At 45.3% G+C, this 13,198-nt stretch carries 10 protein-coding genes and 3 tRNA genes; 6 read left to right on the plus strand and 7 right to left on the minus strand.

The annotated features are described in order from the left end of the window. A complete protein-coding gene (locus tag KT99_RS04105; RefSeq protein WP_005497331.1) occupies positions 1 to 1,164 on the plus strand; it encodes a PQQ-dependent sugar dehydrogenase in 1,164 nt (387 codons plus the stop codon). Beyond that, on the plus strand, positions 1,161 to 3,434 hold the full coding sequence (gene parC / locus KT99_RS04110) for a DNA topoisomerase IV subunit A (RefSeq protein WP_005497333.1): 2,274 nt from the start codon (positions 1,161 to 1,163) through the stop codon (positions 3,432 to 3,434). The genes KT99_RS04105 and parC overlap by 4 nt, the downstream gene beginning before the upstream one ends. Positions 3,435 to 3,528: 94 nt before the next feature. On the opposite strand, the gene KT99_RS04115 is transcribed toward parC, so the two are convergent. The 7 genes from KT99_RS04115 to rsgA form a co-directional block, all read right to left on the minus strand. Then, the gene (locus KT99_RS04115) at positions 3,529 to 3,720 is read right to left on the minus strand and encodes a bacterioferritin-associated ferredoxin (protein WP_005497335.1); all 192 of its coding nucleotides are present in this window, start codon (positions 3,718 to 3,720) and stop codon (positions 3,529 to 3,531) included. A gap of 162 nt (positions 3,721 to 3,882) precedes the next feature. Further along, the gene (locus KT99_RS04120; protein ID WP_005497337.1) at positions 3,883 to 4,809 is read right to left on the minus strand and encodes a D-2-hydroxyacid dehydrogenase; all 927 of its coding nucleotides are present in this window, start codon (positions 4,807 to 4,809) and stop codon (positions 3,883 to 3,885) included. A gap of 272 nt (positions 4,810 to 5,081) precedes the next feature. Then, entirely contained in the window at positions 5,082 to 5,774 is a 693-nt protein-coding gene (locus tag KT99_RS04125; protein WP_005497338.1) for a glycerophosphodiester phosphodiesterase, read from the minus strand. Then, positions 5,774 to 8,974 (minus strand): mechanosensitive ion channel domain-containing protein, encoded by a 3,201-nt coding sequence (locus KT99_RS04130; RefSeq protein WP_005497339.1) that lies wholly within the window; start codon positions 8,972 to 8,974, stop codon positions 5,774 to 5,776. Before KT99_RS04130 ends, KT99_RS04125 begins: the two co-directional genes overlap by 1 nt. A 181-nt stretch (positions 8,975 to 9,155) precedes the next feature. After that, the gene (locus KT99_RS04135; RefSeq protein ID WP_005497341.1) at positions 9,156 to 10,031 is read right to left on the minus strand and encodes a DMT family transporter; all 876 of its coding nucleotides are present in this window, start codon (positions 10,029 to 10,031) and stop codon (positions 9,156 to 9,158) included. Between the two features lie 39 nt (positions 10,032 to 10,070). Next, positions 10,071 to 10,934, minus strand: coding sequence for an archaetidylserine decarboxylase (gene asd / locus KT99_RS04140; protein WP_005497343.1), 864 nt, complete (start codon positions 10,932 to 10,934; stop codon positions 10,071 to 10,073). Between the two features lie 31 nt (positions 10,935 to 10,965). Further along, a complete protein-coding gene (gene rsgA / locus KT99_RS04145; RefSeq protein WP_040571583.1) occupies positions 10,966 to 12,024 on the minus strand; it encodes a small ribosomal subunit biogenesis GTPase RsgA in 1,059 nt (352 codons plus the stop codon). A gap of 110 nt (positions 12,025 to 12,134) precedes the next feature. Between rsgA and orn the strand changes: the two genes are divergently transcribed. The 4 genes from orn (at position 12,135) to KT99_RS21920 (ending at position 13,182) form a co-directional block, all read left to right on the plus strand. Beyond that, positions 12,135 to 12,680 (plus strand): oligoribonuclease, encoded by a 546-nt coding sequence (orn, locus tag KT99_RS04150; RefSeq protein WP_005497346.1) that lies wholly within the window; start codon positions 12,135 to 12,137, stop codon positions 12,678 to 12,680. A 104-nt stretch (positions 12,681 to 12,784) separates the two neighbouring features. Beyond that, a tRNA-Gly gene (locus tag KT99_RS04155) sits at positions 12,785 to 12,860 on the plus strand. Between the two features lie 133 nt (positions 12,861 to 12,993). Further along, positions 12,994 to 13,069: transfer RNA gene (locus KT99_RS04160), tRNA-Gly, on the plus strand. A 15-nt stretch (positions 13,070 to 13,084) separates the two neighbouring features. Next, positions 13,085 to 13,182, plus strand: a tRNA-Gly gene (locus KT99_RS21920). Positions 13,183 to 13,198: the final 16 nt, after the last annotated feature.

Below are 13,198 nucleotides of genomic sequence, written 5' to 3' on the forward strand. Positions count from 1 at the left end.
ATGTTGTTGAATCAGAAAAAAAATAAACGAAGGTGGAGCATACTGTTAGCTTGCGCTGCGGTGCTGTTTAGTCAAAAGTTACTGGCCGCACAGCCCATGATGATCACTGTGACTAAAGGCTTCGGCTTAACTCTCTATGCCTCAGAGCTTGGTGATGCTAAACAGATGGTGCTGGGGGATAAGGGCACGCTTTTTGTCGGTTCCCATAAGAAGGGCACCATAGTGGCTCTGGTCGATAGCAATGCCGATGGCCGAGTCGATAAACAATACACAGTAGCCAAAGGCTTAGATAATCCTGAAGCCATCGCCTTTCATCATGGTGATCTTTATGTCGCCGTCAATGAAAAGATAGTGAGGTTTGTCGATATTGAGAACCGCTTGCGCCGACCAGGACGGGGCAAGGAGGTTTATGATCGGCTGCCGGGAAAGACCAATAAGAGCCGACGTGCGATGCACTTTGGTCCGGATGGTCGTTTGTATGTCGCGATCGGTGCACCTTGTAATGTGTGTGAGGCCGTAGCCCCCTTTGGCAGTATTATCGCCATCGATATAGAGACCGGCAGTAGTGAGCAAGTCGCAACGGGCATTCGCAGTGTGACGGGCTTCGATTGGTCGCCTATGGACGATGCCTTATGGTTTGCCGATCAAGGGCGAGACTGGATGGGGGATCGACTGCCTCCCGATGAGATTAACCGGCTAGAAAAAACCGGAGAACACTTCGGTTTTCCCTATATTCATGCTGCTTCTGTCATAGAGCCCGCCTACGATAAACCTAAGAATCTGAAGATCACTTTGCCCAATTTCGAATTACCAGCTCATGTTGCCCCTACTGGCCTGCATTTTTATCGTGGTCAGACGTTTCCTGCTAAATATCATAATCAGATGTTTGTCGCCGAGAATGGTTCCTGGAATCGTTCGAGCAAAATCGGTTACCAGGTGGTGATGTTAGAGGTTGAACAGCAGAAAGTCGTCAAGCGCAGTACTGTGGTCAGCTTCTTAGATGGCGGTTTTCCCGTAGCCAGGCCTTACGCTTTATTAACGGCGCCCGATGGAGCCATGTATATATCAGATGATCTTAAAGGCAATATTTACCGTTTGTATTACAAAGATATTGTTAAGAAAGAAACAGAACAAACTGCGCAAGCAGAGGAAACTGAAAAATGAGTGATGCGATAAATTTAAGTCTCGATGGCGTAGAGCAGATGTCGATGCGCCGCTTTACGGAAGATGCGTATCTAAATTATTCCATGTACGTCATCATGGATCGGGCCTTGCCACATATTGGTGATGGATTAAAACCGGTTCAACGTCGTATCATCTATGCCATGAGTGAATTGGGTCTATCGGCTCAGTCTAAGCATAAGAAATCAGCCCGTACCGTAGGTGATGTGTTAGGTAAGTACCATCCCCATGGGGATAGTGCCTGCTATGAGGCTATGGTACTGATGGCGCAGCCTTTCTCATATCGATATCCCTTGGTCGATGGTCAGGGAAACTGGGGAGCACCGGATGATCCCAAATCATTCGCCGCCATGCGTTATACCGAAGCGAGATTATCGAAGTTTTCAGAGGTCCTGCTCAGTGAGCTAGGGCAAGGCACTGTCGATTGGGGAGTTAACTTCGACGGCACGATGAAAGAGCCCTTGGTGCTACCGTCTCGTCTGCCGCATATTTTGCTCAATGGTATTACCGGCATAGCCGTGGGCATGGCGACAGATGTACCGCCACACAACACCCGTGAATTAGTGGCTGCATGTGTCGAATTACTGGATAACCCTAAAGCAGATCTCGAACGCTTGATGGAGTTTGTGCCTGGACCCGACTATCCAACCGAGGCGGAGATTATTACTCCCAGGGCGGATATCGCTAAGATCTATTCGACAGGTAAAGGTTCGATAAAGGCGCGAGCCGTTTATGCTGTTGAGAGTGGCGAAATTGTTATCACTGCTTTGCCACATCAGGCCAGTGGCGGCAAGATTTTAGAACAGATTGCCGCGCAGATGCAGGCCAAGAAACTGCCTATGGTGGTCGATCTCAGGGATGAATCTGACCACGAGAACCCGGTCCGTATCATTGTGGTGCCGCGTTCAAATCGCGTCGATTGTGATCAACTGATGGCCCACCTTTTTGCGACGACGGATCTGCAGAAAAATTTCCGAGTGAACCTGAATATTATAGGGCTGAACGGGAAACCTCAAGTCAAAGGGCTTAAACAGATCCTCACCGAATGGTTGGAATTTCGTTTAACTACCGTGACTCGAAGAATCACCCACAGATTGGATAAGGTCTTATCCAGGTTACATATTTTGGATGCCTTGATGGTTGCCTTCCTTAATATCGACGAGGTGATCGAGATCATCCGCTATAAGGAGAACCCCAAGACTGAATTGATGTCACGGTTCCAGATTTCCGAGATTCAAGCCGATGCTATTTTAGATCTTAAGTTACGCCATCTGGCCAAGCTTGAAGAGGTGAAGATCACATCGGAGCAGGATGAGCTGGAAGTCGAGCGAGATAAGCTAGAGTTGCTGCTTAGCTCGGATAGGCGCCTGAAGACCCTGATTAAGAAAGAGCTTATACATGATGGTGAGACCTACGGTGATGATAGACGTTCTCCATTGGTGGAGCGTAGCGAGTCTAAGGCACTGACTGAGCAAGAGTTAGCTCCGGTAGAGGCCGTGACTGTCGTCTTGTCTGAGAAAGGTTGGGTTCGCTGCGCCAAGGGACATGATATCGATGGTCATGCACTGTCTTACAAGTCCGGAGATGGTTTCCTCTGTTCTGCGGTAGGTCGAAGTAATCAGCCTGCGGTATTTATAGGCTCAACCGGTAGATCGTTTGCAACCGATACTCATACCTTGCCTTCGGCGAGAAGCCAAGGTGAGCCGATCACCACACGTTTTAATCTGTCACCCGGTGAAGTGATGGAGCATCTCTTGCTTGGTGATGATGAGAAGTTCTATCTGCTAGCGTCGGATGCAGGTTATGGTTTTGTCGGCTCATATAAGGATATGGTATCGAGGAATAAAGCCGGTAAAGCCCTGCTCAGCCTACCGGCTAACGCCAAAGTGATTAAACCTCAGTTGGTGGATAAGTCGAAAGTCGAGTCGATTCTGGCCATCACCAATGAAGGTAGAATGTTGCTATTCTCTATGGAATCCTTGCCCCAGTTATCTAAGGGTAAAGGGAATAAGATCATAGGTATCCCAACTGAAAGAGCGAAGAATAGAGAAGAGTTGCTCATCCACCTGCATGTGGTGCCCGAAGATATTTCGGTGACTCTTTGGGCCGGTAAGCGCAAGCTAACCCTGAAACCAAGCGATTTGGAGCATTATCGTGGGGAACGGGGCAGGAGAGGGGCGAAACTGCCACGGGGATTACAACGTGTCGATAGCGTAGAGCTAGGCGATGGTAACAGTGAGTCTATCGACTAGCTAATCACGAGTCTGAGATGAAAACGCTGCCGATGGCAGTTTTTTTATCTGAATTTTTTATTGAAATAACCAGATAAGAGTCGTTTGTTGCTTATCAGGCCACTTGGTAATATTTGGGCTCTATGTCCAGTTGTCTCTGGATTATCTGGTCAGCCATCTTAGTACATTTACCACATTGACTCCCTACACCCAAACGTTGCTTCACATCAGCTAGAGAGACATCTCCCTGACTAACGGCTGCTTTTATTTGTGTATCGGTAACGGCGAAGCAAAGACAAACGTACATAGATATAGGCCCCCTAACAAGATGAGCGAATTATAAATGAAAACGATTCTCAATGCTAATATCAAAAGCGTATAAGTCAAAATAGAAACTCTGCTAGCTGTTATACCTAAGTGTGAGTGACGTCTGAAAAATGAAAAAACTGGCGCTGCTGATCATTCGATACTAGTAACCGCGCTCAAAGTTGACTTCATGGGAGAGTCGCTCGCCTCTTAGCAGCTTATGGTAGTTATCGGCAAAGATCTCGACCACCTGCTCGGGAAAACTAGGGGCGGCAATATGTGGCGTTATGATGACATTATCCAGTGTCCATATGGGATGATGTTGCGATAATGGCTCCTGGTTGAAGACATCTAATATTGCATTCTGGTGGATGTTTTCCTTTAGTTGTAAATACAGAGCATCGAGATCCAGTACATCTCCTCTGCCTAGATTAAATAAAATACCAGCGGATTTTATCAGTGATAAGGTCTGGGCGTTGAGCGCTCCTCTGGTATCTGGTGTGCTTGGAAGTATGCTGGCAATAGCATCAGCCAGGGGCAGATAGTGGTGCAGGTTTGCTAGGGTATCGACATCATCGAAACCAATCGTTGGCTTAGCTCCTCGGTTTATCCCTGTGACATGCATGCCAAAGTGCTTCGCAGTTTGGGCAATATGCTTGGCTATATTACCCGTTCCAAGCAGAAGTAAATGCTGACCCTGAAGGGTCTTGAAGCTGGCTGGACGCCAAATTTTCTGCGCCTGTTGTGATCTGTATATCGTGTGTCCTCTCTGGTGAGCAAGTAGATAACCAAACAAGTATTCGCTCATCAAGGGGCCGAATATGCCTCTGACATTGGTCAGCCGATAGTCTTTTCTTTGGTGCGGCTTGACCAAGGCATCGACGCCGGCTATGGTCGATTGCATCCAGATAATATGCTTACCATGAGGCAGTAGCGGCGCGGCGAGAGAAGGCTCTGCCAGCCAAATATTGGCTGGTGAAATCTGCTGGGTTTCATCACCCAGAATTTCAATTTCAGGGAGGTGACAGGATTGCAGTAAAGATCTATATCGCTCATTATCACCGGTGAGTAATAGTAACTTGTATCTCATCTTCAGCCCCCTTATTCTACTGAATAATCTTGTCTATGGATCTTGCATGTGGAACGTATTATTTCAGTATTTCATTAACTTGGGTCTTTGATCTATCCTTGGCTCAATGAGATTTCAACAGCGACATAGGCAAATTTAGCCGAGTTTACCTATAGTTTAGGTTGCTATTGAATTTTTGCGCAATAAATTCGATTTTGCTGTGAAGCCCTGCTTGCGATAGTGTTACTGAGTCTCATCGGCAGGCTTTGAAATTGGGTAAATGTTGGTCTGAATTATGCTTGCAGAGCCTTCATTGCTCGACCCGGGAATTTAGTAAATATGCCATCAACCCCCATCTGTTGTAACTGAGCCATATCCGATGCTTCATCGACTGTGTATACAAAGACTTTTAGTCCACGTGATTGAGCTTGTGTCACTATCTCTTGAGTCAGGCAACTGAGACTCAGGTGCAGCGAGTATGCATCGAGCCGGCGGCTTATTTTTAGGCTAGCCGAAGTAATCCCTCTGAATAAAGGTGCCACTAAAGCTTGAGGAAACCGCTGGCGGAATTTTTCTAGGAAACCGTGGTGAAAGGATGAAATAATTAGCTTTTCGGCTGAGAAATTTAATTGATTAATTAGCTTAGGGTAAGTATCGATAAATACCTCTAAGCAGTTCATCCCCTTGAGTTCTATGTTCACCAGGCAGTTATGCTGGTTTAGGTAGTTCATCACCTGCCAAAGTGTGGGGATAGGTTCACCCTCAACTCTGAGGGAGTCGAGATAACTGCGGCTTACCTCTTCTATTAACCCGGTGCCATTACTCTTGTTATCTAAGCGACAGTCGTGGAAGACATAGAGTTCACCTTCAACATTATGAATATCGAACTCGATGGCACGTGCGCCTAATTCGATCGCCTTCTTCATGGCCGCCATGGTATTTTCCGGCGCGTATCCACTGGCGCCTCTATGGGAAAAAATAATCATTAGCTTCTGATGAGTCCTTGAACCTCTTTACTCTGCATGTTATTGATATGTACTTCCAGCTGCGGATATGCGAGTTCTAGTTGGTTTTCTTGAAGTTTTTTACAGATGGCTTTATGCAATTTATGACGAAGAGGCCAACGGGTATTCATATCCTTGGCATAGGCTCTGACTTCATAATCTTGGGTGTGTTTACCAAATCCCGCAAACCAGACTTCAGGCTCTGGACTTTCTAATGCATCATCACATCCTTTTACGGCTTGATATAGTGCCGCTTCGACCCTCGCCGGATCTGAGCCTCTCGCGACAGAGACATAGACAATAACACGTGTGATTGGATCTGAGAGGGACCAGTTGATGAGTTGTTCGGTAATGAACGCCTTATTGGGGATGATGATCTCTTTCCTATCCCAGTCAATGATGGTGGTTGCACGGATCTGAATCTTAGTTACGGTACCCGTGAGATCTCGTATGGTCACTGTGTCACCAATTCTCACTGGCTTTTCGAACAAGATGATCAAGCCTGAGATGAAGTTAGCGAAGATCTCTTGTAATCCAAAACCCAGTCCCAGAGAGAGTGCTGCTACTAGCCACTGTAACTTGGACCATTCCATACCTAAAGTTGAAAAGCCACTCAAGATACCGAAAAATACCACTAGATAGCGACTCATAGTGGTGATGGCAAAGCCGGTTCCCTGACTCAAATCGAGTCGCTGTAATATGGTGAGCTCGAGTAAACCGGGCAGGTTGGTGGCTATCATCAGTGAGAAGCCGACTATGACAAATCCGAGCAATAATGATTTTAAGGTAATCGGGATCTGTTGCTCGATGCCGTTTACCAGAGAGTTGCTGGTCCAGAGCGTCACGCCATCGAGTAATGAGAATAACGCGGTGTGGGTCTGGGTCCAGAGGCCGATTAAACTGGCTAAGAAGGCCAGTAGCAATAGTGAGCGTACCAGTCCCAGAGATTGGCTGGAGATGGTTTCCAGATCGACAACCGGCTCTTCATAGGTGTCGAGGGGGTCGGTATTGCTTTGTGGATCTTCATCTCGCTCACGTTGAAGCAATATCTCTGCGCGTCTGGCTTTGGCACGATCGAAGGCGATGCGCCTCCTTTCGATGAGCATCCAACGTTTTACCAGTTGATAGAGCAACATGAAGCCTAGGGATAATAACAGGGAAAGTTGCAGTTGTAGTAGCACCTGAAACGCGGTGTAGTAATAACCTCTAAAAGCCAGGATGGCACAGACAGGAGGGACGATTAGCAGTACTGCCCATAGAAATTTTTGCAGTAATTTTTTATTTTTATCATCCTGGTGTTGATGTCTGTTTTTCTTAGATAAGGATAAGATATCTTTATAGAATCTAAACAGGAAAATACTGAAAATAATGAAGGCGCCACGGCCAATGCTATTTCTCAGTACTGAATTATCGATAAACTCGGTAAACCCCATGACAAAAAAGAAAGGTATCGCCATGATAACGAAGGATTTAAACCTTATTTGACCTTGCCTAATTATGGCTTTTTCACCTTTGAAATGGCCTATGAGCAAGCCCCTATTCAGTGCGAGAAGATAGGTGAAGCGGTAGAGCAGGTAGAGTAAACCTACGATTAACACCCCCATGCCGATTGCCGCCGTTAGGTTTAGACTGGATAAGAGTAAGATGGCGCCTGCGGCGATCATCGGCAGGGGTTTAATCACGCAGTAGAGTAAAGAGTTAATCAGGGCCCTGAAGGTGTAGCTGAACAGATCTTGGGTGACATTACCGACAAATGTGATGTCATTGGCCATGGCAGATTTGAACTTAGGTGTTAACAGATCTTGGGCGACTAAACAGAGTACCAACAAGATGATCCACCAAGACCAGTATTCACTCTGCTCATCGAAGGAAACAGAGATGTCAGGCCAAAAAGTTTGGCCCACAAGCCACTTCACACTCTGAAAAATATCTGTGATCCATAATTTATCGATGGAGTTAGCATTTGGCACCCAAAATAGGTGTTCGTTGAGAATACTTTTAAGGGCGATATTCTGTTGAGTTAACTGCTCATATATCACTCTTAAATCAGTGAGTTCACTCAAATAAAGATCTTGGCTTTGCAAGAGTTGCGTGATCAAGTCATGTTGCGAGGTGAGCAGTCTCATTTGTATCTTAGTTAAAGGCTCATTGGCTACCAGCTGTTGGTTGTTTATCGTTAGATCTTGCTCTAGTTGATATCTTTCCAGTCTAGCTTGGGCAATTTTTGTTTGTAGCTTATCCTGATTGGGTGGGGCGGGTAGAGATTGCAGCATCTGCAGAAACCGCTCGCCGAATGCAGCATTTAATTTGATTAAACCTACCTGTTGTTGGATGTTGGTCAGCTGTTTCGCTTGAACTTGATAGAGGTTTTCGGCAGCTTCTTGTGCGAGAACGGCTCGATTGGTGTCCTTAGTGAGGTTCTTTAGCGTGTTGGCATAATCGATATTTAGCTGACTCAGTTGTTGAGTCAGGGGGGATTGCTCTGCAGAAGTCTCAAAAAGATTCTTAGCTATGGTGGTATCTGTCTTTTGTTGCCTCTGTTTAGCAGTGGCTTTATTGATCTCTTCGATCAGGCTCTCTTGTTGCGATAGTTGCAGCCTGACCAGCGACATCTGTTGTTGATTGAGGTTGATGCGTTTTTGGCTGCTCGCCTGTTCGGCCTCCAATGTCGTCAGGAGCTGAATATAGAGCTGACGCTGTGCCTTAAGCAACATATTTTGATTGCTGTCAGAGTGATCTATTTGATTTTTTTTATGCTGAGTCAGTGATTGTCGAGCAGAGGCAATATCAGAGGGTAGCCGGTTATGCTGCTTGATTAAGTCCGTCACTTTGGTGTTGAGTTCGGCTTCTATCTCTTTGAGCTCAGACTGTCTTAAATAGGCGAGAGATGCCTGTTGAGTGGGATCATTAGTCTTGGACCGAGGGAGAGGTGACTTAGCTTCTTCCCGTTGTCGCTCCAGACTGAGTTTATGTCCTTGGTAGTTATTGATTAGCTTCAGGTGATTTTTTTCTATTAACGCTTGCTCTTCGATACTGCGCTGGATATGTGCCAGCTTTTGTTCGGCCGTTAAAGTGGTTGAAGCCGGTTGAGTGAGTCCTAGGCGCTTATTGAGTTCGAGTGGCGAACTTGCGGCTGCACTGAAGCTAGTTAATGCAATGAAAAGAAGAAAAATAGTGCGCATAGTTGGAAACATATTCGGATGCAGGTTAGAGAAAGAGTCAGAGATATCTTATCAATAAAAGTGGCTCAATATAGCTTCTTTTTTTTACGTTTTTTGTGATTTTTTTCATAAAATAGAAATATAAATTAAAATTATCATGGCAAGATCCTGTTTTCTCTCTCTCTAGTCTAGAAAAGGAGAATCAGCTGGATGTTTTTCGATGTCGTTGAGTCTCGAAAATGGCGGTTGCGACGACCAATAAGCCGCCTATTGTTGTCTTGATATCTAGCTGTTCACCTAAAAATAGCAGAGCTAAAACAGCACCATAGAAAGGTTGCAGGCAAGAGACTAAGCTTACCGTTTTGGCACTGAGGTGACGCAAGGCTGTGGTAAAAAGTGCGTGGGGAGCCGCGGTGAACATCACTCCGAGTAATAGTATCAGCCACCAGGTATCTTGTTCTATTTGACTGAATTCTATTGTGTGCCAAGGAGCGAGGAAAAAGACGGCTACACCTGTTTGGTAAAACATAGCGTGGGGACCAGAGTAGGCGGAGAAATATCTCTTATGTAGCAGGTTGCGAGCGGTAAAAAACGCAGCAGATAAAATTCCCAGCGCTATGCCCATAGTCACATCATTGCCCAGATTGGCTTCGGGGATCAGTAGTATGACTCCAAGTAGCACGGCGAGCCCACTAACAAGATCACTTCGTTGAATTCGATTACCGGTGAAGATGGGCTCAATTAAGACTGTCATCACGGGATAAGTGAAGAAGGCAATCATACCGATAGCGACGGAAGAGAGCTGCATAGAAGCAAAATAAGTGACCCAATGTAGGCTGACTATAATGCCTAGGCCCAGGGCGATGAAATAATCTCTAGTGGAGTTGAGTGATAAGTTTTTTTTGCTGAATTTGACTATGCAGGCTAAGACAAGAGCGGCCACTATGCAGCGCAGCAGAGTGATATTTAATGCACTGAGTGGAATAATTTTTGAGAAGAGTGCCGTGCCACCAAATAGCAGCACAGCGAGATGTAACTCTAATAAACCTGATTGTTTACTACTAGCTGTTTGGTTCATTACCACTCCGTATACTGACCAAAAGCTGTTTAGATCCGGTTAATCCTCTATTTTTGCGAAAGTCTGTCCCATGCGGGTCACGGCTTTTGGCACGACACCGTCGGCAAATTCATCTAAAGCATCTTTAGCGAATAGCATGACAACCGTACTGCCTAGCTTAAACCTTCCCATTTCGGCACCTTTTTCAAGGGTTAATGCCTCTGGCCCCTCGGTCGGGTAATCCCAGGTAAATACTTTTTTACTTCCGGGTGGTGTAATGGTACCTGCCCAGACGGTTTCTATGCTTGCGACTATGGTTGCACCGACTAATACCATGGCAATAGGACCTATCTCGGTCTCAAAAATTGCCACCACACGTTCGTTACGGGCGAACAGCCCAGGAACATTTGCTGCGGTTAATGGGTTGACGGAAAACAACTCACCGGGAACATAAGTCATTTTTGACAAGGTGCCTTTCACTGGCATGTGAATTCGATGATAGTCTTTTGGTGCTAAGTAGATGGTAGCGAAATCGCCATCTTCGAAGCGTTTGGCATCATCGGCTTGATCACCAAGTAGTGCAAGTGATGAATACTCATGCCCTTTGGCTTGAAATATCTGACCATCATTAATAGGACCGCATTGGCTTATCGCGCCATCGACCGGATGGACAATATAATCTTGATCTTGTGAAAGCGGACGTACACCTGGCTTGAGGGCTCGAGTGAAAAAATCATTAAACGTCTTATAAGCTTCAGGTTCGCTCTGTGCGGCTTCACTCATATCGATCTTGTATTGCTTAATAAACCATTTTATTGCAGCGGTCGTTATCGAACCTAATTCAGCGGCTGCCAGTTTACCTATCAGGCGAGAGACTAGATGTTTAGGCATGATATATTGTAATGCAATTTTTACTTTATCCACGTGTACTTCCCTTCAAAATATTGCGCTTACCCTATTCTTCTTCGCTGGCTCTAAACTGTCTGGCATGGCGCATCTCATTGAGACTAGCGATAATTTTATGATAATTATTGTATCGATCTGCTGCTATCTTGCCATCATTAAATGCTTTTGTGATGGCACAACCAGGATCATTTTTGTGCTTACAGTCTCTGAATTTGCAAGTGCCTAGATATTCTCGGAACTCGATAAAACACTCACCCACTCTTTCGGGTGGCAGGTGCCATAGTGCAAATTCTCGGACTCCCGGAGAATCAATCAGATCGCCTCCGCTAGCAAAATGCATTAACTTAGCCGTCGTGGTCGTGTGTTGTCCTAGGCCTGAGTTTTGAGAAATATCGCCAATAGCTAGCTCGGCATCAGGCATCATGGCGTTAATGATGGATGACTTACCAACACCGGATTGGCCGACGAAGATACTGACTTTTTCATTCAATAAGGCTTTTATGTCATCGATACCTTGGCTGGTATGACTGCTTATTTGGTAGACTTGATAGCCTATATCTTGATAGCGCTTGAGTGCAGCTTCTACTTCTGGACGATCTTCATCGGTGAGGAGATCGATCTTATTGAGGACGATAATCGGTGAAATACCCGTGTCTTCAGCCGCAACTAAGTAACGGTCGATTATTTGAGTCGTAAAACTTGGGAGAATCGAAGAGACAATCAAAATTTGATCGATATTTGCTGCAATGATCTTGATGCCGTCATAGAGGTCCGGCCGCGAGAGCAACGAAAAGCGAGGGTGAACGGCTTCAACCACGCCGGCTACTCTGGTCGTCATTTCCACGGCCAAGCGCACGATCACCTTGTCTCCGGTGACCAGGCTTTGAATGTTACGGCGAATATTACAGCGCACAACTTGGCCTGATTCGATTTCAACATCAGCATGCTGGCCGAAACGAGATATAACAGTTCCGAGCTGTTCAGGCTCGAGTGAACTATCCTGTAATTCAGGGACATTGCGACCTGAATCTTTACGTTGCAGCCTTTTATCTTGATTGGCTCGCATACGGCGTTTTTGACCCTGACTTAGGGGTTTCTTTTTACTCACAGGTTTGTCATCGTAAATAAGGTGATTTTGTTGCTTAAAAAAGCAGTATGATACACGGTCTTAAACAAAAAAGCCTGAATTTAGGCAAACAGGAAGAATAAGGCAGATCTATGGTTGCAGATGCAAACAATCTCATTTGGGTAGATTTAGAGATGACAGGGTTAGATCCCGAGACCGATAAGGTCATAGAGATCGCGACAATAGTGACAGATAAAGAGTTAAATATTCTTGCTGAAGGACCTGTGATTGCGATTTTTCAGACTGATGAGCAGCTGGCAACAATGGATGAGTGGAACCAAAAGCACCACGGGGAGTCAGGATTAGTCGAGCGAGTGCGCAGTAGTCAGTACAGTGAAGATGATGCCATTGCCATGACCATAGAGTTTGTTTCTCAATATGTCCCTCAAGGTATATCACCTATGTGTGGTAACAGCATAGGTCAAGATAGACGCTTTTTGAATAAGTACATGCCAAAGTTAGAAGACTATTTTCATTATCGTAATATCGATGTAAGTACTATCAAGGAGCTTACCAGACGTTGGAAGCCAGAGCTTATGGATGGCTTTACTAAGCAAGGAACCCATAAAGCCCTAGTGGATATCCAGGAATCTATCGCCGAATTGCAGTATTATCGAGCAAAAGTATTCAAAATTTGACCAAACAGACATTTATTTTCAAGAAGGGGTTGCAGCAATATGAAATTCTCCTATAATGCGGCCTCAACTTTTGCTGACAAGTTAAGTTAGTAAATAGTATGAATGCGACATTAGCTCAGTTGGTAGAGCGATACCTTGCCAAGGTATAGGTCATCGGTTCGAACCCGATATGTCGCTCCAAATTTAAAAATGTTTTGAATACGCCAAATATTCGAGACTAAAAAGTTTTAAGCGACATTAGCTCAGTTGTTAAAGGCAGAAAGACGATACCTTTAGTGATGTTTACAGTTGAAGTTGTTCGAAAGAAAGATTTGCGACATTAGCTCAGTTGGTAGAGCGATACCTTGCCAAGGTATAGGTCATCGGTTCGAACCCGATATGTCGCTCCAATTTAAAAAGATTATGCGACATTAGCTCAGTTGACTCTTTGTTTAGAGTAAAAGGGCGATACCTTGCCAAGGTATAGGTCATCGGTTGTTTGTTTCGAACCCGATATGTCGTTTCAATCTAGATTTAAA

Origin of the sequence: Shewanella benthica KT99, assembly GCF_000172075.1 — a bacterium.
GTDB lineage: Bacteria > Pseudomonadota > Gammaproteobacteria > Enterobacterales > Shewanellaceae > Shewanella > Shewanella benthica_A.

Excerpts from the sequence above, each read along its gene's own strand:
- KT99_RS04130 (WP_005497339.1), bottom strand. The coding sequence starts at position 8,974 with ATGCGCACTATTTTTCTTCTTTTCATTGCATTAACTAGCTTCAGTGCA.
- KT99_RS04105 (WP_005497331.1), top strand. The coding sequence starts at position 1 with ATGTTGTTGAATCAGAAAAAAAATAAACGAAGGTGGAGCATACTGTTA.
- KT99_RS04125 (WP_005497338.1), bottom strand. The coding sequence starts at position 5,774 with ATGATTATTTTTTCCCATAGAGGCGCCAGTGGATACGCGCCGGAAAAT.
- KT99_RS04120 (WP_005497337.1), bottom strand. The coding sequence starts at position 4,809 with ATGAGATACAAGTTACTATTACTCACCGGTGATAATGAGCGATATAGA.
- KT99_RS04115 (WP_005497335.1), bottom strand. The coding sequence starts at position 3,720 with ATGTACGTTTGTCTTTGCTTCGCCGTTACCGATACACAAATAAAAGCA.
- orn (WP_005497346.1), top strand. The coding sequence starts at position 12,135 with ATGGTTGCAGATGCAAACAATCTCATTTGGGTAGATTTAGAGATGACA.
- KT99_RS04135 (WP_005497341.1), bottom strand. The coding sequence starts at position 10,031 with ATGAACCAAACAGCTAGTAGTAAACAATCAGGTTTATTAGAGTTACAT.
- parC (WP_005497333.1), top strand. The coding sequence starts at position 1,161 with ATGAGTGATGCGATAAATTTAAGTCTCGATGGCGTAGAGCAGATGTCG.